The 25,936-nt window shown below is 63.4% G+C and carries 27 protein-coding genes; 13 read left to right on the top strand and 14 right to left on the bottom strand.

What is annotated here, in order from left to right; genetic code table 11:
• Positions 1–68: 68 nt before the first annotated feature.
• The 5 genes from ACWGTO_RS03120 to ACWGTO_RS03100 form a co-directional block, all read right to left on the bottom strand.
• Positions 69–1,160, bottom strand: a complete 1,092-nt coding sequence (locus tag ACWGTO_RS03120) for an ABC transporter ATP-binding protein (RefSeq protein ID WP_454573388.1) — start codon at positions 1,158–1,160, stop codon at positions 69–71.
• Positions 1,161–1,165: 5 nt separating this feature from the next.
• Entirely contained in the window at positions 1,166–2,107 is a 942-nt protein-coding gene (locus ACWGTO_RS03115) for a carbohydrate ABC transporter permease (protein ID WP_454573387.1), read from the bottom strand.
• A gap of 4 nt (positions 2,108–2,111) precedes the next feature.
• Complete coding sequence (locus ACWGTO_RS03110) at positions 2,112–3,005, bottom strand: carbohydrate ABC transporter permease (protein WP_454573386.1); 894 nt, start codon at positions 3,003–3,005, stop codon at positions 2,112–2,114.
• Between the two features lie 81 nt (positions 3,006–3,086).
• The gene (locus tag ACWGTO_RS03105; RefSeq protein ID WP_454573385.1) at positions 3,087–4,325 is read right to left on the bottom strand and encodes an ABC transporter substrate-binding protein; all 1,239 of its coding nucleotides are present in this window, start codon (positions 4,323–4,325) and stop codon (positions 3,087–3,089) included.
• A 70-nt stretch (positions 4,326–4,395) separates the two neighbouring features.
• Positions 4,396–4,665: a hypothetical protein gene (locus tag ACWGTO_RS03100; RefSeq protein ID WP_454573384.1), complete on the bottom strand. Its 270-nt coding sequence runs from the start codon at positions 4,663–4,665 to the stop codon at positions 4,396–4,398.
• 54 nt (positions 4,666–4,719) lie between these two features.
• On the opposite strand from ACWGTO_RS03100, the gene ACWGTO_RS03095 reads away from it, so the two are divergent.
• Complete coding sequence (locus ACWGTO_RS03095) at positions 4,720–5,763, top strand: LacI family DNA-binding transcriptional regulator (protein ID WP_454573383.1); 1,044 nt, start codon at positions 4,720–4,722, stop codon at positions 5,761–5,763.
• On the opposite strand, the gene gndA is transcribed toward ACWGTO_RS03095, so the two are convergent.
• Entirely contained in the window at positions 5,760–7,187 is a 1,428-nt protein-coding gene (gndA, locus tag ACWGTO_RS03090) for an NADP-dependent phosphogluconate dehydrogenase (protein WP_454573382.1), read from the bottom strand. The two genes, ACWGTO_RS03095 and gndA, sit on opposite strands and share 4 nt — an antisense overlap.
• 193 nt (positions 7,188–7,380) lie before the next feature.
• Here gndA and ACWGTO_RS03085 point away from each other — a divergent pair, with 193 nt between their 5' ends.
• Positions 7,381–7,827, top strand: coding sequence for a VOC family protein (locus ACWGTO_RS03085; protein WP_454573381.1), 447 nt, complete (start codon positions 7,381–7,383; stop codon positions 7,825–7,827).
• A gap of 97 nt (positions 7,828–7,924) precedes the next feature.
• Here ACWGTO_RS03085 and ACWGTO_RS03080 read toward each other — a convergent pair whose 3' ends face one another.
• The 6 genes from ACWGTO_RS03080 to ACWGTO_RS03055 all read right to left on the bottom strand — a co-directional run bounded on the left by ACWGTO_RS03080 (position 7,925) and on the right by ACWGTO_RS03055 (position 12,993).
• On the bottom strand, positions 7,925–8,449 hold the full coding sequence (locus tag ACWGTO_RS03080; protein ID WP_454573380.1) for a hypothetical protein: 525 nt from the start codon (positions 8,447–8,449) through the stop codon (positions 7,925–7,927).
• Positions 8,450–8,642: 193 nt separating this feature from the next.
• A complete protein-coding gene (locus ACWGTO_RS03075; RefSeq protein WP_454573379.1) occupies positions 8,643–10,268 on the bottom strand; it encodes a copper resistance CopC/CopD family protein in 1,626 nt (541 codons plus the stop codon).
• A gap of 53 nt (positions 10,269–10,321) precedes the next feature.
• Complete coding sequence (locus ACWGTO_RS03070; protein ID WP_454573378.1) at positions 10,322–10,840, bottom strand: YcnI family copper-binding membrane protein; 519 nt, start codon at positions 10,838–10,840, stop codon at positions 10,322–10,324.
• A gap of 37 nt (positions 10,841–10,877) precedes the next feature.
• On the bottom strand, positions 10,878–11,414 hold the full coding sequence (locus tag ACWGTO_RS03065; protein WP_454573377.1) for a copper chaperone PCu(A)C: 537 nt from the start codon (positions 11,412–11,414) through the stop codon (positions 10,878–10,880).
• 97 nt (positions 11,415–11,511) lie between these two features.
• Positions 11,512–11,868, bottom strand: coding sequence for a DUF2946 family protein (locus tag ACWGTO_RS03060; protein ID WP_454573376.1), 357 nt, complete (start codon positions 11,866–11,868; stop codon positions 11,512–11,514).
• Positions 11,869–12,090: 222 nt separating this feature from the next.
• Positions 12,091–12,993, bottom strand: a complete 903-nt coding sequence (locus ACWGTO_RS03055) for a GntR family transcriptional regulator (RefSeq protein ID WP_454573375.1) — start codon at positions 12,991–12,993, stop codon at positions 12,091–12,093.
• A 260-nt stretch (positions 12,994–13,253) separates the two neighbouring features.
• Here ACWGTO_RS03055 and ACWGTO_RS03050 point away from each other — a divergent pair, with 260 nt between their 5' ends.
• From ACWGTO_RS03050 to ACWGTO_RS03025, 6 genes are all read left to right on the top strand, one after another.
• Positions 13,254–14,759, top strand: coding sequence for a UxaA family hydrolase (locus tag ACWGTO_RS03050; protein ID WP_454573374.1), 1,506 nt, complete (start codon positions 13,254–13,256; stop codon positions 14,757–14,759).
• A 141-nt stretch (positions 14,760–14,900) separates the two neighbouring features.
• Positions 14,901–15,899, top strand: a complete 999-nt coding sequence (locus ACWGTO_RS03045; RefSeq protein ID WP_454573373.1) for an aldo/keto reductase — start codon at positions 14,901–14,903, stop codon at positions 15,897–15,899.
• Positions 15,900–16,195: 296 nt separating this feature from the next.
• Positions 16,196–17,191 (top strand): substrate-binding domain-containing protein, encoded by a 996-nt coding sequence (locus ACWGTO_RS03040; RefSeq protein ID WP_454573372.1) that lies wholly within the window; start codon positions 16,196–16,198, stop codon positions 17,189–17,191.
• Between the two features lie 139 nt (positions 17,192–17,330).
• The gene (locus ACWGTO_RS03035; protein ID WP_454573371.1) at positions 17,331–18,884 is read left to right on the top strand and encodes a sugar ABC transporter ATP-binding protein; all 1,554 of its coding nucleotides are present in this window, start codon (positions 17,331–17,333) and stop codon (positions 18,882–18,884) included.
• Positions 18,881–19,846: an ABC transporter permease gene (locus ACWGTO_RS03030; protein WP_454573370.1), complete on the top strand. Its 966-nt coding sequence runs from the start codon at positions 18,881–18,883 to the stop codon at positions 19,844–19,846. The genes ACWGTO_RS03035 and ACWGTO_RS03030 overlap by 4 nt, the downstream gene beginning before the upstream one ends.
• Before the next feature lie 56 nt (positions 19,847–19,902).
• Positions 19,903–20,919 (top strand): zinc-binding alcohol dehydrogenase family protein, encoded by a 1,017-nt coding sequence (locus ACWGTO_RS03025; protein ID WP_454573369.1) that lies wholly within the window; start codon positions 19,903–19,905, stop codon positions 20,917–20,919.
• A gap of 21 nt (positions 20,920–20,940) precedes the next feature.
• Here ACWGTO_RS03025 and phnF read toward each other — a convergent pair whose 3' ends face one another.
• Positions 20,941–21,675, bottom strand: a complete 735-nt coding sequence (gene phnF, locus ACWGTO_RS03020; RefSeq protein WP_454573508.1) for a phosphonate metabolism transcriptional regulator PhnF — start codon at positions 21,673–21,675, stop codon at positions 20,941–20,943.
• A 134-nt stretch (positions 21,676–21,809) separates the two neighbouring features.
• Here phnF and phnG point away from each other — a divergent pair, with 134 nt between their 5' ends.
• Genes phnG through ACWGTO_RS03005 form a run of 3 tightly spaced genes read left to right on the top strand, consistent with a single transcriptional unit; the run spans position 21,810 to position 23,996 of the window.
• The gene (gene phnG, locus ACWGTO_RS03015) at positions 21,810–22,271 is read left to right on the top strand and encodes a phosphonate C-P lyase system protein PhnG (RefSeq protein ID WP_454573368.1); all 462 of its coding nucleotides are present in this window, start codon (positions 21,810–21,812) and stop codon (positions 22,269–22,271) included.
• On the top strand, positions 22,271–22,882 hold the full coding sequence (phnH, locus tag ACWGTO_RS03010) for a phosphonate C-P lyase system protein PhnH (protein ID WP_454573367.1): 612 nt from the start codon (positions 22,271–22,273) through the stop codon (positions 22,880–22,882). The genes phnG and phnH overlap by 1 nt, the downstream gene beginning before the upstream one ends.
• Before the next feature lies 1 nt (position 22,883).
• Positions 22,884–23,996, top strand: coding sequence for a carbon-phosphorus lyase complex subunit PhnI (locus ACWGTO_RS03005; RefSeq protein ID WP_454573366.1), 1,113 nt, complete (start codon positions 22,884–22,886; stop codon positions 23,994–23,996).
• Positions 23,997–23,998: 2 nt separating this feature from the next.
• On the opposite strand, the gene ACWGTO_RS03000 is transcribed toward ACWGTO_RS03005, so the two are convergent.
• On the bottom strand, positions 23,999–24,202 hold the full coding sequence (locus ACWGTO_RS03000) for a hypothetical protein (RefSeq protein ID WP_454573365.1): 204 nt from the start codon (positions 24,200–24,202) through the stop codon (positions 23,999–24,001).
• Positions 24,203–24,267: 65 nt separating this feature from the next.
• On the opposite strand from ACWGTO_RS03000, the gene ACWGTO_RS02995 reads away from it, so the two are divergent.
• Both ACWGTO_RS02995 and phnK read left to right on the top strand, forming a co-directional pair.
• Entirely contained in the window at positions 24,268–25,161 is an 894-nt protein-coding gene (locus ACWGTO_RS02995) for an alpha-D-ribose 1-methylphosphonate 5-phosphate C-P-lyase PhnJ (protein ID WP_454573364.1), read from the top strand.
• On the top strand, positions 25,158–25,934 hold the full coding sequence (gene phnK, locus ACWGTO_RS02990) for a phosphonate C-P lyase system protein PhnK (protein ID WP_065009749.1): 777 nt from the start codon (positions 25,158–25,160) through the stop codon (positions 25,932–25,934). Before ACWGTO_RS02995 ends, phnK begins: the two co-directional genes overlap by 4 nt.
• The last annotated feature ends 2 nt before the right edge of the window (positions 25,935–25,936 follow it).

Here is a 25,936-nt window from a genome sequence, read left to right as displayed (position 1 = left end):
GTGGTGGGTCTTGGGATCGTTCTTGGGGGGATCGTTCTTGGGGATGTGATTGGGATGATTGTCGAAAGTTACAGGCGGTTGCCGGTGGCGGCATCGAACAGCGAAGCGCGCGCCGGATCGAAACCGAACTGGACCGGGTCGCCGCTATTCAGCGTCCTTTCCGCCTCGACGCGGAACGAAAGGTTGCGGCCGCCGAGCTTGGTCCATACCAGCGTGTCGGAACCCATCGGCTCGACGATCTCGACCGAACCGGTGGCAGAAAACGGCATCGACTTAGCCGCGTCACCGAAGGCGATGTGTTCAGGCCTAATGCCGAGCACGCAAGCTCCGGTCGGACGCTGCGTACCGTCAAAGGCATAGCGCTCGAGCGGCACCGAAACACCGTCGGTCTTGAACGTCGGACCGGCCTCCAGTTCCCCTTCGAGGAAATTCATCGCCGGCGAGCCGAGAAAGCCGGCGACGAAGCGGTTGACCGGGCGGTTGTAGATCGTCTGCGGGGCGTCGAGCTGCTGGATGACGCCGCCGCGCATGACGGCGATGCGATCGGCCAGTGTCATCGCCTCGATCTGGTCGTGGGTGACGTAGATCATGGTGTTTTGCAGCTTGCGGTGCAGGAGCTTGATCTCGACGCGCAGTTCGGAGCGCAGCTTGGCATCGAGATTGGACAGCGGCTCGTCGAACAGGAAGACGTCGACGTCGCGCACCAGCGCCCGCCCGATCGCCACGCGCTGGCGCTGGCCGCCGGACAAGGCCGCGGGCTTGCGCTGCAGCAGCGGCTCGATCTGCAGGATCTCGGCGGCGCGCGCGATGCGCTTGGCGATCTCGTCCCTGGGCACGCTGGCAACGCGCAGGCCGAAGGACAGGTTCTTCTCCACCGTCATCTGCGGATAGAGCGCGTAGGATTGGAACACCATGCCGATGCCGCGGTCCTTGGGCTCTTCCCAGGTGACGTTCTTGCCCTTGATGAAGATGCGGCCGTCGGAAATGTCGAGCAGGCCCGCGATGCAGTTGAGCAAGGTCGACTTGCCGCAACCCGAGGGACCGAGCAACACGATGAACTCGCCCTCGGCAACATCGAGGTTGAGCGTCTGCAGCACCGATACAGAGCCGAAATTCAGCGACAGGTCCTGGATCGAAACGCTGGTGCCGTTCTGAGCCATCGCGGTTATCCCTTCACCGCGCCGGCGGCGATGCCACGCACGAACAATTTTCCGGAGACGAAATAGACGATCAGCGGCACCATGCCGGTGATCAGGGTCGCCGCCATGTTGACGTTGTATTCCTTCACGCCCTGTACCGAATTGACGATGTTGTTGAGCTGCACCGTCATCGGATAGGTGTCGGGCTTGGTGTATATCACCCCGAACAGGAAGTCGTTCCAGATGCCGGTCACCTGCAGGATCATGGCGACGACGAAGATCGGCAGCGACATCGGCAGCATGATGCGGAAATAGATGCCCCAGAAGCCGGCGCCGTCGACGCGCGCCGCCCGGAACAACTCCTCCGGCATCGACGAGAAATAGTTGCGGAACAGCAGGGTCAGGATAGGCATGCCGAAGATCGAATGGACGATGATCAGGCCCCAGATGGTCCCGTAGAGACCGACCTCACGCAGCACGATGACGATCGGGTAGATCATCACCTGATAGGGGATAAAGGCGCCGACGATCAGGATGGTGAAGAACAGGTCCGCGCCCTTGAAGCGCCAGTTGGCCAGTGCATAGCCGTTGACCGAGGCAATCGCGATCGACAGGACAACCGACGGCACGGTAATGCGCACCGAGTTCCAGAAACCCCGCGAAAGCCCGTCGCAGTTGAGGCCGGTGCAGGCTGTCGACCACGCCTTGACCCAAGGCTCGAAGGTGATCTCCACCGGCGGCGAGAAGATGTTGCCTAGCCGGATCTCCGGCATGCCCTTGAGCGAGGTGACGACCATCACATAGAGCGGCAGCAGATAGTAGACGGCCACCACGAAGAGTGTGCCGTAGAGGATGATGTTGCGGCGCGACAGCACCCGCCGCGGCTTCGGACCATAGGGCCCAGTGACATCCCGGCTTGCGGCATCAGCGCCGATTGCGGTTGGAGTGAGGACTGCGGTGTTCGCCATGGCGCTACCTCCGCCGTCCGAATTCGAGATAGGCCCATGGTACGATGACAATGACCACCGACAGCAGCATCATGGTCGAGGCGGCAAAGCCCTGGCCGAGATTCTGGGCGTGGAACATGTACTCGTAGACATATTTCGCAGGCACTTCGGAAGAGATGCCGGGACCGCCGCTGGTCTGCGCGACGACGAGGTCATAGACCTTGACGATGCCCGCCGCGATGATCACCAGCGTGGTGATCAACACCGGCCGCATCATCGGGATGATGATGAAGAGATAGGTTTTCCACATCGGAATACCGTCGACGCGCGCGGCCTTCCAGATGTCTTCGTCGATGCCGCGCAAGCCCGCCAGCATCAAGCACATGACGAGACCGGTCCCTTGCCACAGGGCGGCGATCAGGATGCCGTAGATGACGATCGTGGAATCATAGAGCGGGTCGAAGGCGAAGTCCGTCCAGCCGAGCGAACGCACGACATGTTGGACACCGAAATTCGGGTTCAGGATCCACTGCCAGACCAACCCGGTGACGATGAAGGACAGGGCGAAGGGATAGAGGAAGATGGTGCGGAACGTGTCCTCGAAGCGGATCTTCTGGTCGAGCAGCGCCGCCAGCATGAAGCCTATCACCAGGGAGAAGACGAGCATGCACACGCCGTAGATGGCCAGGTTCTCGACCGCGACCAGCCAGCGCGGCGCCTCCCAGAGGCGGCGATACTGGTCGAGGCCGACGAAGTTCAGCCTCGGCAGCAGCCTGGAATCGGTGAAGGAGTAGACGACGGTCCAGATCGTGCCGCCGAGGAAGATGACCAGCGCGTTCAGCACCATCGGGATCGAGGCGATCTTGGCGTTGAGATTGTGAAACAGCCGAATGGGCCGTCTGCTCGTTGGCTCGATCATGAAGTCCACTCCACCGGGCCGGAAGGTGTTGCGGCCCTCCGGTCCGGACGGGGTGACCGGAGGGCTGCTCGGGAGGAGCCGTCAATCAGCCTTGGAGACGATGTCGGCGAAGCGCTTCTGCGCATCCTCGGGCGTCATCGTCGGCGTCGCGAAGAACTCGGCGAACAGGTCGTTGACCTGGGTCAGAGAGTCCTCGGTCATCAGTTGGTTGGTGTCGGGGATGGTGTTGCCTTTGGCGAGGATATCAAGCCCCTTCTTCATGCAGTCGTTGGCGGCGTTTAGGTCGACGTCGCCGCGCACTGGTAGCGAGCCTTTCTTCAGGTTGAACGCAACCTGCGTGGCCGGCGAAAGCATGGTCGAGGCCAGCACTTCCTGCGCCTTCGACTTTTCCTCGTCCTTGAGGACCGGGAAGTAGAAGGAATCGCCGCCGGTCTGGATGACCGCGTTGACGCCGAGGCCCGGCAGGCAGGTATAGTCCTTGCCGGCGGTCTGGCCGGCCACCTGGAATTCGCCTTGCGCCCAGTCGCCCATGATCTGGCCGCCGGCCTGGCCGGTGATCACCAGATTGGTTGCTTGGTTCCAGTCCTGCACCTTGGACTTCGCCTGCATCTTGCGCGCGTCGTCGGCCGCCTTGAACACCTTGGCCACCTCAGGCCCACCGGCAACGGCAGCATCCTTGTCGCCATAGACCTTCTTGAAGATGTCTGGGCCGCCGATCGCCACCATCAGCACCTGGAAGGCGCCCGAGGTCTGCCAGGCCTGCTGGCCGACGGCGAGTGGGATTTTGCCGGCCTTTTCGAGCGCGGGTGCCGCCGCAACAAACTCATCCCAGTTCTTCGGCACCGGCACGCCGGCGTCGGCGAAAGCCTTGTTGGAGAGCCATAGCCATTGCCAGGAGTGGATGTTGACGGGGATGCAATAGACCTTGCCGTCGACGGTGCATTCGTTGAGCAGGCTCGCCGGCCGGATGACATCCTTCCAGTGTTCCTTGGTCGCCAGATCGGTGAGGTCGCGCATCAGGCCGGCCTTGACCAGTTCCTCCGCCTGGCGGCCGTGGTTGAACTGGGTGGCACCCATCGGATCGCCGCCGGTGATGCGGCTGATCATGATCGGCCGTGCCGTATCACCCGAGCCGGCGATGGCGCCGTCGACCCAGTGATTGCCGGTGGCATCGAAAGCCTTGGCGAATTCGGCGACCGCCGCCGCCTCGCCGCCGGACGTCCACCAATGGGTGACTTCGAGGTCGGTCGCGGCCGCCGGGCCGGCAAACTGCAACGCGGCTGTCGCAGCAAACGCAGCGGTCAAGAGTTTATAGCGCATTTCGGTTCCTCCCAGAATCTGAAACGTTACAGATTTTCGATACGGCAATTGTGCGGTGCGCGCAACCCCCTCAACAGAAGCTGGTGTGATATTTTTTCGAGGCGCGAACAAATTCCTTGCGCATAAGTCGGCAAATCCACCCTAAAATCGGCTGGTGCACTGCAAAATCACGCTGCAGTGCAAGAAATTCACCCCAAGCCTCGTTTTCTCGCATGGCTTCTGCCCGGCCTGAAACCCTGCCGGAACCATGAATTAAGTGGCCCGCGGTGGCAAGGTTGGTAATCTGTAACGTTTCAGTGTATTGACGCTTGGCGGGTGAACGGCCTTGCCACGTCGTCATGGAACGATTGTCGGCAGGCCCAGCGGCTGCTATGCGCCTGATGGGGCGGGATGAATGGACAGGGACCAGACGGACAAGGACGACGAAGCGTCGGCGCATGAGCGGCCGACGCTGAAGACGCTTGCCTTCATGACCGGGCTCGGCGTCACCACCGTCTCGCGTGCGCTCAAGGATGCACCCGAGATCGGCGCCGAGACCAGGCGGCGCGTCCAGCTCGTCGCCAGGCAGATCGGCTACCGGCCGAACCGCGCCGGCGTGCGCCTCAGAACCGGCAAGACCAATGTCATCAGCCTCGTGCTCAACACCGAGCGCGAGATCATGAGCTTCGTCTCGGACATCATCTACGGTGTCACCGAAGTGATCGCAGACACGCCCTATCACCTGATCGTCACCCCATACTCACGTTCGCAAGACCCGCTGGATCCGGTGAAATATCTGGTCGAGAGCGGCTCAGCCGATGGCATCATCATCTCGCGCACCCAGCCCAACGACCCGCGTGCCCGCTATCTGCTGGAGCGCGGCATCCCCTTTGCCACGCACGGCCGCACCGATATGGGGCTGGTGCACCCCTATCACGACTTCGACAACTACGCCTTCGCCGCCGAGGCGGTGCGCCATCTCACCGGCATGGGCCGGCGCCGGCTGGCCCTGGTGACACCGCCGATGGGGCTCACCTATTACGGCCACACGGTGAACGGCTTTGCCGATGCGCTGGGCGAAGTCGGCGCCAGCGAAGTGCCGTTCAACACCGTTTCGATCGACCAGTCGATGGAACAGATCAGGACGCGGACCGCGCAGCTGATGCGCCGCGACATCAGGCCGGACGGCTTTGTCTCGAGCGCCGCCGCCGCAACGCTGGCCATCGTCGCCGGCATCGAGGATGTTGGCCTGAAACTCGGCCGCGACGTCGATGTGGTGTCGAAACAGTCGTCCGAACTGCTGCACCTGTTTCGCCGGGAATTGCTGGTCGTCAACGAGAACTTCCGCCTGGCGGGTACCGAGCTTGCCCGCGCCGTGCTGGGCTGGATAGGCGGCGCGGCGCCCGGGTCCTTGCAGACCCTGAGCACACCAGGCGAGGTTTTGCCCTATCGCGGTTAGCCAGCCGCGCCGCTGCCCCATGGTCCATGGAAGGCGCCCTGCTCGCCGATGCGTTCGAAGCCATGCGCGCCGAAGAAGTCGCGCTGCGCCTGGATCAGGTTCGAGGTGCCGCGGCCCTGGCGATAGCTGTCGAAATAGGCGAGTGCCGACGCCAGCGCCGGAACGGGCGAGCCGGCCTCGGAAGCCTTGGCGACAATGCGCCGGAGCGACGGATGCGCCTCCTGCATCATGGTGATGAAGGCCGGCGCCATCAAAAGGTTGGTGGAAGCGCCGCCGGAGCCGAAGGCTTCCGCCATGGTGTCCAGCATCTGCGAGCGGATGATGCAGCCGGCGCGCCAGATCTTGGCGATGGTCGGCATTGGCAGGTTCCAGTTGAACTCCTTCGAGGCGCCGCTCATCACCGCGAAACCTTGCGCATAGGCGGCGATCTTGCCGGCGAGCAACGCCAGCTCCAGGTCTTTCAGAAGTGCCGCCTTGTCGCCGGAGATCCTGGTCACACCGATATTGCCATAGGCCTTTTCCGACGCCTGGCGCTCATCCTTGATCGACGACAGCACACGTGCCGCCACCGCCGCCTCGATCGCCGTCGCCGGGATGCCGAGTTGCTGCGCCTCGATGACCGACCATTTGCCGGTGCCCTTCTGTCCCGCGCGGTCGAGGATGATATCGACCACCGGCTTGCCGGTCTTGGGATCGTCGGCGGCCAGCACCTTGGCGGTGATCTCGATCAGATACGAATCGAGCCGGCCCTTGTTCCATCCTTCGAAGACCTTGCCGATCTCCTTCGGCCCCATGCCGAGGCCGTCGCGCAGGATGCCGTAAATCTCGGCGATCATCTGCATGTCGGCATATTCGATGCCGTTGTGGATGGTTTTCACGAAATGCCCGGCGCCGTCGGTGCCGAGCCAGGCAGCGCAAGGTTCGTCCTTGAATTTTGCCGAGATCGCGGTCAGCACGCTTTCGACGCGCTTCCAGGACTCTTCGGTGCCGCCGACCATGATCGACGGCCCGTGGCGCGCCCCCTCCTCGCCGCCGGACACGCCCATGCCGATAAAGGTGAGGCCCGAGCCCGACAGTTCGGAAAAGCGCCGCATCGTGTCGCGGAAATTGGCATTGCCGGCATCGATGACGATGTCGTTGGCCGACAGTACGCCGCGCAGCGACGCGATCTGTTCGTCGACCGGCTTGCCGGCCAGCACCATGATGATGATCGGTCGCGGCGGCCGGATGGATTCGGCGAGTTCCTCCAGGCTGTAGCACGGCAACACCCTGTCGCGCAGCGCGCCGGCGCTTTCGAGGAAGGCGTCGGTACGCGCTTTGGTGCGGTTGAAGACGGCGATGCGGTGCCCGTGCTCGGCAATGTTGAGCGCCAGGTTTGAGCCCATTGTGCCAAGGCCGATCAGGCCGATTTCGGCTTTTTCCATCGTTTCTTCCCTGCTTTCGGATTTGTAGGACTTTTGCCCGGATGTTTGACGGGCCTTCGCGACGACGTCAACCGCCTCGCCGAATTGTGTTGTGTCCGCGCTGTGCAAGTTTCAGGTCAGGCGGAGTCAGGAAGGGTCAGTTGGCGACCAGGCGACGCCTTGCCGATTGAACATACGGCGTTACGTTGGACATATGGCAGTCAAACGGATGGACAATGTAGGAATCGTCGTCGATGACCTCGAAGAGACGGTTGCCTTCTTTCGCGAGCTCGGCCTCGAGCTCGAAGGGCGGGCCACGATCGAAGGCGAATGGTCCGGACGTGTCACCGGACTGGGCGATCAGCGCGTCGAGATTGCCATGATGCGCACACCGGACGGCCACAGCCGGCTCGAGCTCTCCCGCTTTCTCACGCCGCCTGTCGTCGCGGATCACCGCAACGCCCCGGTCAACGCTCTGGGCTACCTCCGCGTCATGTTTACCGTGGACGACATCGACGACACCCTTGAAAGGCTCCGCAAACGCGGCGCGCAACTCGTAGGCGAAGTCGTCCGGTACCAGGACGTGTATCGGCTCTGCTACATCCGCGGGCCTGAGGGGCATCTCATCGGGCTCGCCGAAGAGCTCGGCCGAGGGCGTTGAGAGCCGGAGCGACTTCCCGGTAGTCAAGTTACGTTCCGGCGTCGGGTACTATCCTCTTACCAGGGACGAGAAATGCAGCGCTCCGGGCGATACGTGGTCAGGACTGTGTCCATGGCTTTACTGTATTCGGAAAAGCTTGGAATGAGTCCCAATTTGCTGGCCTGGGCGACACACACCTGTCGCCAGCAGCGGAGGAGTTTGCCTGAGAAAGGCAATTTTCCAACTCTGTCATTAAAACCGGAGGGGGAGGCTTGATCGAGCTATAACTGATCGCGCCAGAACGAATGGATACAACCGTTACATCGCCCTTATTCCATCCAGCAGGGTCAAAGATGTAGTGAAGATTGGGCTTGCCAGGATGTTTTGACGCTGTCGCACCATAGATCGTCATGACAAGCACATTGGCAAATGATCGATCTCCCGGATCAACGTTCATATCCGAATCCGAAGCAGGCATCTCGAGCCTTGACCCAAGCTCAAAGGCAAGCTCTGAAAGGGCTTCGCCATCGCCTTCTCGCGCCAAGGGCCAAAGCACCGCCCATTGCTTTTTACATTGGTTTTTGAAGTAGGAATCTGCGGCAAACTTCAGACGCTCCTCACGGGTCAGACTTGGCTGCGTCAAGCTTGATTTACCTGTGAGATCGCATCCGCAGACAACCGAGAAGACCAGAAGACCGCAACACACTTTGACTATAGACCGGGTTGATACAACCATCTGTGGCACCGTCCCGATCCCGAACATCTCAAAGCATTAGTAACACCAATGAACTGCACAAGGCGACCCGCAACTTGTGCGGAGAACGAAAACATAGCCATCACTTAGCGCGAATATCGATCGGCGCCTCTATCTTCACAATGTCGAAATCCGAAACCAGAATATCGAGCCGCGCCGTCCAGCGGCCGGGAACCGGGATGACGAGATTGTCGACGCGCCATGTGCCGTCGCCGGGCTTGGTCGCCGGACGCTTTATCGGCTCGATGCCGGAATCGGGCTTGGACAGCACCAGTGTCACCTCCTTGGCGTCGAGCGGTCCGAAATCGCCGTCCATGATGACGATGGAGGCGGCAACCTGTCCGGTATGGCCGGGCGTGATACCGATGTCGGCCATCGCCTTCAGTGTGTGGATATGGATCGACGCCGGCTGTGCCGCAGCGATGGCCAGCGCCCGTGGCGGCGGCGTGAAGCGCCAGCCCGCGGCAACGCCGAAGATCAGGAGCACGATCAGCATTTCGACCGAGATCGAACGGGTGAGCCGGCGCCGCACTTCCGTCGCGCCTGCCTCGGCGGAGGCGGTGAGCCGCCAGCGATTGACCGCCGCCAAGGTGAACAGAAACACCAGCAGCGCCAGCTTGATCACCAGCAGCCGGCCATAGGCGGTGTCGACCAGTGCCGCCGGTGTCTGCACCTGGATGATGGCGAGCACGACGCCGGCGGCGGCAAGCACTGCCACCACAGGCAGGATCGTGCTTGAAAACCGCCGCAGGAACGCGCCGGCCTCCGCCGATTGGCTGTTCAGTGCCAGGCCGAGCGGCAGCAGCGCTCCGGCCCAGAAGGCGATGCCGGTGCCGTGCAGGAACACCATCGGCCGCGTCAACCATTGCGGCTCGGCCGCACTGGCATGGCCGCTGGCGGCAAGAGCTACGCCCACACCGGCCAGTCCGGCGAGCGCCAGCGGCCTGGCGCCGGCGCGCGGCCCGGCCAGCGACAGCAGGCCAAGCCCGAGCGCCGCCAGCCCGATCATCACCGTCCAGCCAAAGCTGGTGGCGAGGCCGGTGCGCCAGATCAGCGGTTGCGCCAGCTGGGCGAGCGGCGCACCCAGCGCATCCAGCCCCTGGAAACCAAGCGACAAGGGTGCCGCGACAAGGCCGCACAGGATGGCGGCAATGACGCAGCGCTGACCCCAGCGCACGCCTTGCGCCAGCCAGGTCAGCGCGAAGGCGCCGCCGACACCTAGGAAAAGGCCGATGTAGAGGAGAAGCTTTGCGGCCCATATTGCCGACCGCAGATCGAGGTCAACGGCCTCCCCCGTCGCCGGCACGGAACTTGGCGCGCCGACGGAAAACAGCACGGAACCGCCGACCGGATGGCCGTCGGCGGAAATCACCCGCCAGCTCAGCACATGCGTGCCCGGCCCGAGCTTTTGCGGATTGTCGATCGCGACCGTCTGGTCGTCGAGCCTGAACGAGGTCAGCGCGACAGGCGAGCCGTCGGGCCGCACCAGCATCAGCACCAGCGGCGACACCGGCTCGCTGAAGGTCAGCGAAAACTGCGTCGGCGCCTGCTCCAGCACCGCACCGTCGGCCGGCTCGGCCTTGATCAGCGCCGCATGGGCAAGGGCCTGGTTTGGCGTAGCGAGGACGGCAAGAAGCAGGATCGCTGCCAGCAGGCCGAGGCAACTACCGACTGTCCGCACTATCCGCTGGAAACAGGCCACGCTCATGCCATCCACCAAAACAGCGACGCGCCGCTTCGAAGCAGCCCGCCACCAATGCATCACTTCTTGGGCAGCAGGTTGAGGCCGGGCGCCGGATCTTCCAGCGCATCCTCATCCTGACCAGCCGCCGGAATCTCTATCCAACGCGTAGTGGCGCCATCGCATTCCTGCACCACCGGAAAATAGAGTTTTTGGCCGGCCGGCAGATCGGCGGCCAACGTGCCGCGGAAGACAAACTCGTCATAAAATTCGTCAGGCAGGCTGCCGCCGCTCCAGTCGACCTCCTTCACGCCCGACGTCACCGCCTCGCCATAGAGCTGGTAGGACTTCTCGTATTTTCCCTTCTTGACCTGCAGCGTCCAGCCCGGCTTCGGCATCGGCTTCACCGCGATGACCCCTTCCGGGATCTGCACTCGCACGGCAGTCGTCGCCTTGCCGTCGCAGCCATGCGGCACGCGCAGCACGGCCTTGTAGGTCGAGCCGACGGGCGCCTCCTGGGTTTCGAGCGTGATATGGGCGAAGGCGGCATTTGTCCCCAGGACGAGACATGCAGCGGCCGGCAAAAGATACTTGTTCATGATGGTCCCTCTCGAAAAATCGCTTGGCAACAATTGGTCAGTCGTTGTCTTCCTGGGGCGGTGCGCTGCCGATGGCTTGCACGGCGAACTCGACATTCACCGTTCCGGCCTTCTCGAAGGTGAGCGTGGCGGCAAACATCTGGCCCTCCCTGGGCGGCTGCTTCAGATCCATGAACATGATGTGGTAGGCGCCGGGCCCCAGCGTGACCTTGCCGCCCGCCGGGATTTCCAGACCACCCTCGACCGGGCGCATGGTCATGACGCCGTCCTTCACCCCCATTTCGTGCAGTTCGGCCTTTGCCGAGATATCGGAGGAAATCGACAGCAGCCGGTCCGGCGCGATGCCCTTGTTGACGATGGTGAAGTAGCCGCCGGCGACCTTGGCGCCGGCCGGCGTGGCGCGCGACCAGGGATGCTCGATCTCGATGTCGCCGGCCTTGAATTCATGCGCTAGGACGGAATGGGCGCCGACGAACAGCAAGGCGAAGGCAAAGACGGCGCCGCCAAGACGGCGCTCGAGCGTGCGGAGGAAATGCGTGCAGCGCGATGCGGCGGCACGAAGAAAACGGGACATGGGTAGGCTCCATGAATGTGAGGTCGCGCCGTTGCCGGTCGCAAGCGATGTCGATCATTGGATGATTGTCGCTCGCGCAAGTTACGCGAGGCAGTTTTCAGACCGTAAGCGGCGGCGCGCGTGGATTGGCCGGAGAACGCTCGCGTGTGAAGTCCAGATGCCTGGCTACCGGAACGACAAAGGCGACCGCTTCAAAGGACAGGCTGACCGGCCCTATGCCGACACCCGGTGGCGGCGCATAGGCAACTGACACCATGCTGCAGCCAAGCATGCAGCATGCCGGCATATGCTGCTGGTGCGGATCGCCACCGGGACGCTGGACCGCTCCCTCATGGGCGCAGATGACATTGCCGAAGGCATCGAGTTGCGAGGCGCCCGGCGCCGCGCCGAAAGCGAACGCGCCGAGCGTCGACTGGAGCAGCAACACACAGGCCGCGACAAACGCGGCCGTCATGCTCCATCTCTTACGCCGGATGTTCAAAGACCTGCCTCTTCACGCAGCAACGGCAAATACCTAGCACGCGGCAGACGGCCGGAAAATCGCCAAATCATCGCTGCGGCAACGCGGCGCGTTCAATGCATGTCGCCAAAGCATGCCCTCGGGCTCGACCCGGGGGTGCGCAACGGTCTTGGGATAACGACTTGCATAGGCAAGACGCCTGGGCGCGTCGCGCGCTCAGGCAACGATGCGGCCGCCGATCTCCGGGATGGAGGTCAGCAACGTGTGGCGCGCCGACTTCAGGTGCTTGCGGCAGGCGGCGTCGACCTTGCCGAGATCGCGCGATTTGAGCGCCGCGATATAAGCGAGATGCTCCCCCACCGCGACTTCGTTGCGCTCGCGCTCCTGCGCCTTGTTCCACTGATAGTGGTAGTGGAAGATCATGGCGATGACGTCGTAAAAATCGACGATGAAGCGGTTGTGCGACGCCCGGTGGATCAGCCGGTGAAAACGCTCGTCGAGCTCGGAGAATTCGTTGAAGCGGGTGGCGATCTCGCTGGCCAGTAGCCGGTGCTCGTCCTCCAGCCGGTCGAGGTCGGCCCAGACCGGACTGTCCTGCGGCAAGGCGGCAAAGGCCGCCGCCGAGCGTATTTCGAACATCTCGCGGATTTCGGTCAATTCGAGCGCGAAGGCTCGCGTAAAACCCTTCAGCACCCAGTGGCTGTTGCGCCGCTTCTCGATCAGGCCGAAGCGGGAGAACCGGATCAGGAATTCGCGCACGCTGGTGGTGCCGACGCCGATCTCGCGCGCCAGCTCGAGCTCATTGATCTGCATGCCGGCCTCGGCGCCGCCGGCGAGCAGCCTGCGCATGAACGAGCGCTCGATGATCTGGGCCAGCGTGTCGGTTTCCTCCTCGGGGAAGAAATCGTCCGGCTTCGGCGCCCTGAGCACTGTCTTGCTGCGTTTGTTCCACGCTATCAGCCCGGTCTCTTCCATGCGCGCCAAGATGGTGCGCACCGTGGTGCGGCTGACGCCGAGCATAGTGCCAAGCTCCGGTTCCGACGGCAGGCTCTGCGTTTCATCGAGTAGCCGCAGACCTCTGTTATAGGCGTCCTTGTAAACGTTGTTACTCTTCGACATCCCTGCCCCGTTGCGCGCCGGCGCTTGCTGTGGCTGGCTTGAAGCGCGATATCACCATGTCCTGGCGCATGACCCAGCAAAGCAAAACGCTGTGCGTGTCAGACGCGGCTTCCTACAACCCACGCGTCCATCGGATGCATGGTCTCTCCCCCTGAAAAAACAATTGACGCAAAAATGTTTTTTCCCGATAAAAGACATTATATGTAAACAGACGCGTGTCAATCCGCGCATCCCCCAGGAACAGACCCAGGAAACTGCCCGTGAACGCCTCGAACAGCATTCTTCTGTCCCCCGCCGACAATGTCGCGGTCGCCAATGGCCGCATCGAGATCGGCACCGCGCTCTCCGGCGGCGCCGTTGCCACGGCCTTGATCGAGCCCGGTCACAAGGTGGCGATCAAGCCTATCGCTGCCGGCGAGGCGGTGGTCAAGTATGCCCAGGCCATCGGCCGCGCCACGATAGACATTGCGCCCGGCGACCACGTCCATTCGCACAATCTGGTTTTCGAGAGCGGCCGCCTGCCGGTGGTGCCGCCAAGCGAGGCCGAACACGCGACGGAAGCCGATCGTATCAGAACCTTCATGGGCTATCGCCGCGCTGACGGCCGTGCCGGCACCCGCAACTTCATCGGCATCATAGCCAGCGTCAATTGCTCGGCTACCGTCTGCCACGCCATTGCCGATGAGGCCAATCGTGTGCTGTTGCCGAAATATCCGGGGATCGACGGCTTCGTGCCGATCGTCCACGGCCAGGGCTGCGGCATGAGCGGCACCGGTGACGGCATGATGGTGCTGCACCGCACGCTCGCCGGCTATACCCGTCATCCGAACTTCGGCGGCGTGCTGATGGTCGGCCTTGGCTGCGAGGTCAACCAGCTTACCCTTTACGGCCAGAAGGGTGCTGCGGCCGGAAAACGCCATTTCAACATCCAGGACGCCGGCGGGTCGCGCAAATCGGTGGAAAAGGCGATGGGCGTGCTGGCGGAAATCGCCGAGGAAGTCGGTACATTGCAGCGTGAGCCGATCCCCGTCAGCGAGATCGTCGTCGGTCTGCAATGCGGTGGCTCCGACGGTATGTCGGGCATCACGGCCAATCCGGCGCTGGGTGCGGCCGTCGACATCCTGGCCGGCGTTGGCGGCATCGGCATCCTGTCCGAGACAACGGAGATTTATGGCGCCGAGCATCTGCTCGCCTATCGCGCGGCGACCCCGGAAATCGCCGCCAAGCTCGACGGCTATATCAAATGGTGGGAAGAGCATGTCGCCAAGCATGGCGCGTCGATCGACAACAACCCTTCGCCCGGCAACAAGCGCGGCGGCCTGACCACCATTCTGGAGAAGTCGCTGGGCGCTGTCGCCAAGGGCGGCCAGACGCCGCTCAACGGCGTTTTCGGCTATGCCGAGAAGGTCACCGGCAGCGGCCTGGTGTTCATGGACACGCCCGGCTACGACCCGGTCTCGGCGACAGGCCAGGTGGCCGGCGGCGCCAACATCATCGTCTTCACCACCGGCCGCGGCTCCTGCTTCGGCTGCCGGCCGACGCCCTCGATCAAGGTCGCCACCAACTCGACCATGTATCAGCAGATGGAAGAGGACATGGACGTCAATTGTGGCGTCATCGCTTCGGGTGAAAAGACCATCGCCGGCATGGGCCGCGAACTCTTCGAACTGATCGTCGAGACCGCATCGGGCCGCAAGACCAAGAGCGAGGCGTTCGGCTACGGCGACAACGAATTCGTGCCGTGGCATCTCGGGGCCACGCTGTAAACACCGACGAAAAAACATGGGCTGCAAAAGACAGCCCGCAGAGCAATTCCAGGAAAAGTGTAATCGGTTTTCCGTCCGGAATTGCGTCAAAACTGTCCGCCGTTTTCTTGAAATGGCGAAATGCTCTTGGGGAGGCTTCGGATGAACAAACGCCGCATCGGCACGACTGTGCTCGAGGTCACCGAGATAAGTTTTGGCGGGGCGGCGATCGGCGGTCTCTACCGGGCCTGCCCGCGCGAGGCGGCGATGGAAACGCTGCAGACTGCCTGGGAGGCCGGCCTGCGCTATTTCGACACCGCGCCCTTCTATGGCTTTGGCCTGTCGGAACGCCGGACCGGCGATTTCCTGCGCTACAAGCCGCGGGATTCCTATGTCTTGTCGACCAAGGTCGGACGGCTGTTCCATCCCGTGCCGGAAGACCAGGTTCCCGATCACTCCTATGTCGACCCGCTGCCTTTCGCGCTCGACTACGACTATTCCTATGACGGTATCATGCGCTCGGTCGAGTTCTCCTACGCGCGGCTCGGGCTAAACCGGATAGACATCCTGTTTGTCCACGACATCGGCGCCTATACGCATGGCGTCGAGAAGACGACGCTGCACTTTCGCCAGCTGATGGATGGCGGCCTGAAGGCACTGGAAGAGCTGAAATCGTCCGGCGTGATTTCCGCCTACGGGCTCGGCGTCAACGAGGTGCAAATCTGCCTCGACGTTCTGCGCGAAGCGCCGCTCGACTGCATCCTGCTCGCCAGCCGCTATTCGCTGCTCGACCGCTCGGCCGAGGCCGCGCTGCTGCCACTTTGCCGTCAGCGCCAGACCTCGCTGATCATCGGCGGTGTCTTCAACTCCGGCATCCTCGCGACCGGGCCGGTGCATGGCGCCCATTTCGACTATGCGCCGGCGACGCAGGACATACTCGAGCGTGTCGGCGCGATGGAGAAAATCGCTGATGAGGGCGGCTATCCGCTGGCGGCGGCGGCGTTGCAGTTTCCACTGCACGAACCTGTCGTGGCCAGCGTGCTGACCGGAACGGCCAAAGCCGCCAATCTGACACGCAATCTCGACCTGTTCGACATCAAGGTGCCGCAAACGGAATTCGCCCGCTACGCCCCCTACACAATCGTGCAGGAGCTCGGCTGACGAAAAGCCACGATCACGCGATTCTCAAGAAGGAATGAACATTCCATATTGACTGAGTTGTGGAATTAATATTCCATGACAGTCATGGAGGATCGGGAGCGTCGGAACGTGCAGAGGATCGGTAAGGAGACTTGTTTCGCCGCCGAGCCATGTGAATGAAACACCGCTTGCGTCGGCTTGGTCGATGCACTATCAAAAAGCGGCAACTGTTTTTTATTGATAAAGTTCCTTTTGGGTCGCGCCTATCCGAACGGAGCTTCCGTAACCTTCACCGGGCGATCTAGGGAGGATTCCTAATGAAATTCGTGACCAGCATTCTCAACCGCCGCTCACTTGTTGCGCTTGCAGCCGCCTCGATGCTTGCCGGCGCGCTGCACACGGCGCCGGCTTCGGCGGCGGATGTGACCATTCCGATCATCGTCAAGGATACCACGTCCTTCTACTGGCAGATCGTTCTGGCCGGCGCTCGCAAGGCCGGCAAGGACCTCGGCGTCAACGTGCCGGAGCTCGGCGCCCAGGCTGAAACCGACGTCAACGGCCAGATTTCGATCCTCGAGAACGCCGTCGCCGGCAACCCGGCCGCCGTCGTCATCGCGCCGACCGAAGCCAAGGCGCTCGGCAAGCCGATCGACGAGGCCGCGGCCAAGGTCAAGGTCATCGGCATCGACTCCGGCGCCGACTCCAAGGCCTTCACCTCGTTCCTGACCACCGACAACGTGCAGGGCGGCCGCGTCGCAGCTGACGGTCTCGCCGCCGCGATCGGCGCCGCCAACGGCGGCAAGGTCGAGGGCAAGGTTGCGCTGATCACCGCGCTTCCCGGCGCCGGCTCGCTCGAACAGCGCGCGCAGGGCTTCAAGGAACAGCTCAAGGCCAAATATCCCGGCCTCGAACTGATCGCCGACAAATACGCCGACGGCCAGGCCACCACCGGCCTCAACATCGCGACCGACCTGATCACCGCCAATCCGGACCTGAAGGGCATCTTCGCGTCAAACCTGATCATGGCGCAAGGCGTCGGCCAGGCGATCGCCGAGAACAACCTTGCCGGCAAGGTCGGGCTGATCGGCTTCGACAGCGACGAGAAGCTGATCAAGTTCCTCAACGACGGCGTCATCTCCGGCCTCGTCGTCCAGGATCCGTACCGGATGGGCTATGACGGCATCAAGACGGCGCTCGCGGCGTCCAAGGGTGAGAAGGTCGAAGCCAATGTCGACACCGGCGCCAATCTCGTGACCAAGGACAATATGAAGGATCCGAAGATCGACGCGCTGCTCAACCCGAAGCTCAACTAAGCAGCTCGACAAGTATCGTTTCCGGGGCTTCGCGGCCCCGGAAACATCCCTCACCGGCCCCATAGAGGCCGGCCGAATGCCTTGACGATGCCCCGCATCGCTGCGTGCCCAACCGCAAGACCAATCTGGGAGGATTGTCATGACGTCGACGGCGCAGGAACTGCACCCGGCCCCAACGCTGCAACCCGGCAGGACGATCCTCGAACTGCATGGGCTGGAAAAGCGCTATCCCGGCACGCATGCGCTGAAGCCAGTGCACCTTGCTTTCAAGGCCGGTGAGATCCACGCTATCGTCGGCGAGAACGGCGCCGGAAAATCGACCCTCATCAAGCTTCTGACCGGCGTCATGCCGCGCACCTCCGGCGATGTCATCTGGGAGGGCAAGCCGGCAGCGCTCGCTACGCCACATGAGGCAATGGCGCTCGGTATCAATGCCGTGCACCAAGAAGTGGTGCTCTGCCGCCACCTCACCGTCGCCGCCAACATGTTCCTCGGCGACGAGAATTCGCGCTTCGGCATCCTGCAGCAGCGCGCCATGGTCAGGGAGGCGCAGAAGATCATCGACGGCCTCGGCTTCGACTTGCCGGCGCATGTCATGCTGGGTGACCTCACCATCGGTCAGCAGCAGCTGATCGCCGCCGCCCGCGCCACTGTGCGCGGCACAAAATTCCTGATCTTCGACGAGCCGACCGCCTACCTCACCCGCAAGGAGGCCGACCAGCTGTTCACGCTGATCCGCCGGCTTAAGGGAGAAGGCGTCACGATCATCTATATCAGCCATCGCATGGAAGAGGTCTTCGAGCTCGCCGACCGCGTCTCCGTGCTGCGCGACGGCACGTTGGTAGGCACCCGCAACATTGCCGAGACCAACGACGCCGAGCTGGTCAAGTTGATGATCAACCGCTCGATCGAGCAGGTCTACCACAAGGAGCATTTTACCCCGGGCGCTGCGATCGTCGAGACGAGGAACCTGTCGGGCAAAGGTTTCGAGAATGTCTCCATGACTGTGCGCGCGGGCGAGATCGTTGGGCTCTACGGCCTGATCGGTGCCGGCCGCAGCGAGTTCGTCACCACGCTCTATGGCCGCCACAAGAAGTCGGCCGGCGAGGTCCTGTGGCAAGGCAAGCCGGTCCACATCAATTCCGAGCATGACGCGATAAAACTCGGCATGGCGCTGGCGCCGGAAAGCCGCCGCGACCAGGGCCTGTGCCTGAACCTGCCGGTCGGGATGAACCTCAATCTGCCGATCTACAAACGCATCTCCAGCAACCTGTTGATCTCCGGCGCGAAGGAGAAGGCCGAGGCTGACCGCCAGATCGCCGACCTCAGGATCAAGACGCCGACGCGTCATGCGCTGGCGTCCAGCCTGTCGGGCGGCAACCAACAGAAGATCGTCATCGGCAAATGGCTGGCGCACGGCGCCAAGCTGTTCATCTTCGACGAACCGACGGTCGGCGTCGATGTCGGCACCAAGGCCGAGATCTACCGCCTGTTCGGCGCGCTTCTGTCGAAGGGCGCCGGCATTATCCTGATCTCGTCCTATCTGCCGGAAGTCTATGAACTGGCCGACACGCTGCACGTGTTCCGGCGCGGCAAGCTTGTCGCCACGCACGGCTTCCGCACCGCCGACCACGAAGAAATTCTCACACAGGCGCTCGCCGAGAAACAAGAAAAGCTGGGAGGACAGACATGAGCACCGAAGCAGCCGCTGTCGAAAGACCGAAACGCAACTACAACGCCCTGTTTGGGTTGACGCTGCTGGCGTTGCTGGTGCTGCTGTGGGTCATCCTGTCGTTATCCACATCGAGCTTCGCGTCGGCCAACAACATCTCGAATCTGCTGCGTCAGGGTTCGATGATCGCCATTTTGGCTGTCGGCCAGACCTTCGTCATCATCACCGGCGGCATCGATCTGTCTGTCGGCGCGGTGGTCGGCTTCGCCACCGTCATCGCCGCGATGTTGATCAATGCCGGCGTCCCGGTCTTCCTCGCCATTCTGCTCACCCTGCTGGTCGGCGTCGCCATCGGCCTCTTCCATGGCTTCGGCATCGTCAAGATGGGTCTGCCGCCCTTCATCATCACGTTGGCGACCCTGACGTCGCTGCGCGGCATTGGCCTTTTGATGACCAACGGCAATTCGATTTCGATCAACAATGATGCTTTCCAGGAATTCTCGCGCAACTCCTTCCTCGGCATCCCCAATCTGTTCTGGATGGTCCTGCTGGTCGGCATCCCCGCCTATGTCTTCCTGCATCACAGCCGCTGGGGCCGGTACCTGTTCTCGGTCGGGTCGAACGCCGAGGCCTCGCGCCTGTCCGGCGTCAACGTCCAGCGCACCATCTTCATGGCCTACACGCTCTCGGGTCTCTGCGCGGCGTTCGTCGGCGTGCTCTTGGCTTCGCGCATCGGCATCGGCAACCCGACCCAGGCCGAGGGCTGGGAGCTGCAGGCGATCGCATCGTCGGTGATCGGCGGCACCTCGCTGTTCGGCGCCGTCGGCTCGGTGCACGGACCGCTGCTCGGCGCCTTCATCCTCGCCACCATTAACAACGGCGCCAACCTGCTCAACGTCAACGCCTTCTGGCAGCGCATTATCACCGGCGTGCTGATCATCGTCATCGTCTACTTCGACGGCCTGCGCCGTCGCGGCAAATAATCCTCCCGCCGGTCCGCTCGACGGACCGGCGCCTTTTTGAACACTGGAATTGCTGAATGAAAGCCGTTATCTGCCGCTCGCCCGGCGATCTTGTCCTGGAAGATCGCGCCGCACCCGGCGCGCCGCCTGCGGGTTGGGCGCTGGTCGCGGTCAGCCATGTCGGCATATGCGGCACCGACTACCACATCTTCGAGGGCAAGCACCCGTTCCTCGCCTACCCCCGCATCATGGGCCACGAGGTGTCGGGCACCGTCGTCGAGGCCAGCGAAGGCGTCGATCTGGCCATCGGCGAACCGGTCGTCATCAACCCCTATCTCGCGTGCGGCAAATGCATCGCCTGCCGGCACGGCAAGCCCAATTGCTGCGTCAAGATCGAGGTGCTCGGCGTCCATCGTGACGGCGCCATGGCCGAGCAAATTCTTGTCCCGGCACAAAATCTCTATCCGACCAACGGCTTGTCGTTGGCGGACGCCGCCGCTGTCGAATTCCTCGCCATCGGCGCGCATGCCGTTCGCCGCGCCCGCGCCGAACCGGGTGCCCGCACGCTGGTGATCGGCGCCGGCCCGATCGGGCTCGGCACGGCCATCTTCGCCGGTATCGCCGGGCTCGACGTCAGTCTGCTCGACATGAGCAGCGAGCGGCTGACTTTCGCCGCAAACGAGCTCGGCTTCGCGACGCTCGACGGCTCACAAAAAGCGGCAGCCGAGCTGGTGCGGGACGCTACCGGCGGCGAGGGCTTCGATGTCGTCTTTGATGCCACCGGCAACACCGCCTCCGTGCAGTCGGCCTTCGCTCATGTCGCGCATGGCGGCATGCTGGTGCTGGTCAGCGTCGTCAAGGACGATATCGTTTTCTCAGACCCCGAGTTCCACAAACGTGAGATGACGCTGGTCGGCAGCCGCAATGCGCTCAAGGCCGACTTCGACCACGTCGCCGCCTCGATCCTAAGCGGGGCAGTGCCGCTGGCGAAGCTCGTCTCGCATCGCACGACGCTCGCCGGCACACCGCGCGATCTGGCTCGCTGGGCGCATGAGAAATCCGGCCTGATCAAGGCGGTCATCGAGGTCGGATAGCTTGCCGTCTCGAGCCCTTGGTCACAGTGCCGATAGCTTGAGCTCCACCCGCTCGGCCGGAAACCGCGTTTCGGCAAACTGGATCGGCTGACCGTCCGGCGTGACATTGACAGCGGTGGCGACCAGCACGATGGCGCCCGGCTGCAGATCGAGATCGGCGAGGTCGGCGGCATCGGCGTGGCGCGCGGACAGAACAGTCGACTGCCGGAGATAATCGTCGATGCCGAAGTGCTTGAGCGAAGCGGTGATGGATCCTGTCTCGGCCATCGCCTTCTCGATGCCGGCGAAACGCTTTGCTTCGTACCAGCTGGCAGCGCGCGACACCGGCCGTCCATCGGCCTCGCCGCGCGTCTCCAGCCGGATCACCTCGGTGCTCCTGGCAAGGCCGAGCCCCTCGGCGACGCGCTGGCTGGCCGGCTCGACCACTGATGTAAGCAGGACGATATGCCGTTCCGACGTCTGTCCTTGCAGGCCCGTCGAAAACCGCGTCCGCGCGCCGATCGGATAGGACAGCCGTTTGCGCGACAGCACAAATGTGCCGCGTCCCTGTTCGGCTCGAAGCACGCCGTCCTGCACCAGGGCTGATATGGCGCTGCGCACCGTGTGACGATTGACGCCGTAGCGTTCGGCCAACGCCACCTCCGGCGGCAGCACGGCATTCTCGGCAAAGTCGCCAGCGGCAATCGAATGCAGGATCTGGTCGGCGATCTGCCGCCACAGCGAGACGCCGCTGCGCCGTTCAATACTGCTCACCATCTTTTGCCCGGCCATTCTTGCCCCCGATCACGCCCCTGTCATCCACCCGTCATGGACACGGGTTAGATAATAGGTATAATTTGTATAGTTGTCTATATCACTAGACAAATTTTACATAGTCAGGGAGTTGCTGCATGCGAGGACAGGAAGCGCGCGACCAGGTCGAGCGCAAAGCCGTCATGGCGACGCTGGCGCAGGCCAGCGGCGACGATATCGCCCGGCTCTGGAACGGGGCCGGCCTGACCTCGGAAGCAGAACTTCTGCGTGGGCCGGAAACCGGCCTGGTAACCGTGCGCGGCCGCATCGGCGGCGGCGGCGCGCCCTTCAATGTCGGTGAAGCCACGGTGACCCGTGCCACTGTGCGGCTGCCGAGCGGGCAGGTCGGCCACAGCTACATGCTCGGCCGCGACCGCAAGAAGGCGAAGCTGGCGGCGATCGCCGACGCGCTCTGGCAGGATCCCGCGCAGCGCCAGACGGTCGAGACCGCGCTGGTGGCGCCGTTGCGGGCTGCCCAAGGCGAGGCGCGTGAAAAACGCCGCGCCGAGACGGCGGCAACGAAAGTGGATTTCTTCACCATGGTGCGCGGGGAAGACTGATGGATATCGCAGCCCAATCGATCGATGGCGGTTTCGCCGATCCGGTGTTCAACGCCCAGACAGTCTTCCGCGCGGTCATGGACGCCATGGCGCGACCGGGCAGCGTGCAGCCTTTGCCGGCCTTCGCCCGCCCGCCGGCGCCGCTGTCGGCAACCGCCGGCGCCATCGCGCTGGCGCTATGCGACAACGATACCCCACTCTGGCTCGACCCTGCTCTGCAGGCGTCCGCGGCGGTGAAATCCTGGCTCGGCTTCCACACCGGCGCGCCGCTCGCCAACACGCCGGCCGATGCGCATTTCGCTGTGATCGCCAACCCTGCGGAGATGGCAGCCCTCGACGGTTTCTCGCAAGGCACGCAGGACTATCCCGATCGCTCGACGACATTGATCCTGCGGGTCAGCGACCTCACCTCCGGCGCCCCGCTGCTGCTCGAAGGTCCCGGCATCGAAACCAGCGCGACCATCGCGCCGGCGCAAATGCCACGGCATTTCGTCGAACAGTGGAAGCAGAACATCGGGCGCTTTCCGCGCGGCGTCGACATCGTCCTGGCAGCGCCCGACGGCGTCGCCTGCCTGCCGCGAACGACGCGCATCAAGACGATGGAGGCGTAAAATGTATGTCGCGGTAAAAGGCGGTGAGGCCGCTATCGCCAATGCCCACAGCCTGCTCGCTGACCGCCGGCGCGGCGATCGTTCGGTGCCGGCATTGCGCCTCGACCAGATCGTCGAGCAGCTGGCGCTCGGCGTCGACCGGGTGATGAGCGAAGGCTCGCTCTATGATCGCGAGTTGGCCGCACTCGCCATCGTCCAGGCGCGCGGCGACATGATCGAGGCGATCTTTCTGGTGCGTGCCTACCGCACCACGTTGCCGCGCTTCGGCTACAGCAATCCCATCGACACCGGCGCCATGCTGGTCGAGCGGCGCGTGTCGGCAACCTACAAGGACCTGCCCGGTGGCCAGTTGCTTGGGCCCACCTTCGACTACACGCACCGGTTGCTCGACCCCGAGCTTGCCGCCGGCGCCGATGTCGCCGAACCGCTGCGGCGCGAGACGGAAGCGCAGGCCATGCCGCGCGTTTCGGCGATCCTCGCCCGCGAAGGCCTGATCGAGCCGGATGGCGACATGCCTCAGGACCATGTCCCCGGCGACATCACCCGCGAGCCGCTGGAATTCCCGATGGCGCGCGACATCCGCCTGCAGGCGCTGTCACGCGGCGATGAAGGGTTTTTGCTGGCGCTGGGCTATTCCACCCAGCGCGGCTATGCCCGCAACCACCCCTTTGTCGGCGAAGTCCGCATCGGCGAGGTCGAGCTGGAGCTCGACGTGCCGGAACTGCCCTTCGCCGTGCCACTCGGCACAGTGCGCGTCACCGAATGCCAGATGGTCAACCAGTTCAAGGGTTCGGCCAAGGCGCCGCCGCAATTCACCCGCGGCTATGGCCTCGTCTTCGGCCAGAGCGAGCGCAAGGCGATGGCGATGGCGCTATGCGACCGCGCGTTGCGCGCCAAGGAACTCGGCGAGGATGTCGTCGCCGCCGCGCAGGACGAGGAGTTCGTCATCTCGCATTCCGACAATGTCCAGGCGACCGGCTTCGTCGAGCATCTGAAGCTGCCGCACTATGTCGACTTCCAGGCCGAGCTCGATCTGGTGCGCCGCATGCGCGCCGAACACGAGGCGCGGGAAAATGCCGGCGTCCTGGAAGAAAAGAAGGAGGCGGCGGAATGAGCTTAGTCGCCCGACCCGCCATGACCGCCGCCGCTGTCGTGCGAATGGCCGCCATGCCCTCCGCTGTAGCCGCTGCTGCCGCCAATGTTTTCGCCGTGCGCGCCCTCCCTCGGCGCGGGCAGAACCATTCTTCGAAGAACAAAAGCGACCACGCCAACAAACACCAGCAGCAGGATTCCGAGATGCATCCAACCGGTTTGGGTCATCCGATGTCGCCCCTGTTTCCGCTCCCTGGACGCCAATTCGATAGCACAATGTGGATGTGATCGCCATGACCGACATCGCCACCTACAACTTCGCCTATCTCGACGAGCAGACCAAAAGGATGATCCGGCGCGCCATCCTCAAGGGCATCGCCATCCCCGGCTATCAGGTGCCGTTCGCTTCGCGTGAAATGCCGATGCCCTATGGCTGGGGCACCGGCGGCGTCCAGGTCACCGCCTCGATCATCGGTCCCGACGATGTGCTGAAGGTCATCGACCAGGGCGCCGACGACACCACCAATGCCGTCTCGATCCGCGCCTTCTTCAAGAAGGTCGCCAATGTCGCCGTCACCACCGACACGGCAACCGCCACCATCATCCAGACCCGCCACCGCATCCCCGAACATCCGCTCAGCGCCGGGCAGGTGCTGGTCTACCAGGTGCCGATCCCCGAGCCGCTGCGCTTCCTCGAGCCGCGCGAGACCGAGACGCGCAAGATGCATGCGCTGGAGGAATATGGCCTCATGCATGTGAAGCTCTACGAGGATATCGCCAAGCACGGCCGCATCGCCACCACCTATGCCTATCCGGTCAAAGTCGAGGGCCGCTATGTCATGGACCCCTCGCCGACACCGAAATTCGACAATCCCAAAATGCACCGCTCGCCGGCTCTGCAGCTGTTCGGCGCCGGCCGCGAGAAGCGCATCTATGCCGTGCCGCCTTTCACCGGCGTCGTCAGCCTGGACTTCGAGGATCACCCCTTCGAGGTGCAGACCTTCGACCAGCCCTGCGCGCTGTGCGCGGCAGAGAATGTCTATCTCGACGAGGTCATCCTCGACGACCATGGCGGCCACATGTTCGTCTGCTCCGACACCGACCATTGCGAGAAGCGGCGCGAAGACGGCCATCGTGGTCACCTCGCCCCTGAAACTGCTGCAGAGAAAATGGAGCCGGCGCAATGACCGACGAACCGCTGCTGCGCGTTTCAGCATTGTCCAAATTCTACGGCTCGCGCGTCGGCTGCGAGAACGTTACCTTCGATCTTTGGCCAGGCGAAGTCCTGGCTGTCGTCGGTGAGTCCGGCTCGGGCAAGACGACGCTGCTCAACTGCCTGTCGACACGGCTCTTGCCTTCCTCCGGCACCGCCAGCTACCGCATGCGCGACGGCCAGTTCCGCGAGCTCTACCGCATGAGCGAGGCCGAGCGCCGCTTCCTGATGCGCACCGACTGGGGGTTCGTCCACCAGAACCCGGCCGACGGCCTGCGCATGACGGTATCGGCCGGCGCCAATGTCGGCGAGCGGCTGATGGCGGTCGGCGATCGCCATTATGGAAAAATCCGCGCCACCGCCGTCGACTGGCTGTCGCGCGTCGAGATCGACGAGGACCGCATCGACGACGAGCCGCGCGCCTTTTCCGGCGGCATGCGCCAGCGTCTGCAGATCGCCCGCAACCTCGTCACCGGCCCGCGGCTGGTGTTCATGGACGAGCCGACCGGCGGCCTCGACGTCTCGGTGCAGGCACGCCTGCTCGATCTGTTGCGCGGCCTGGTCACCGATCTCGGTCTCGCCGCCATCGTCGTCACCCATGACCTCGCGGTGGCCAGGCTTCTGTCGCAGCGCATGATGGTGATGAAGGACGGCCGCGTCGTCGAAAGCGGTCTCACCGACCGCGTACTCGACGATCCGCGCGCGCCTTACACGCAGCTTCTCGTTTCTTCGATCCTACAGGTGTAACC

The sequence above is a fragment of the Mesorhizobium sp. PL10 genome, from assembly GCF_053714315.1.
This window is presented reverse-complemented; position numbering and strand designations above follow the sequence as displayed.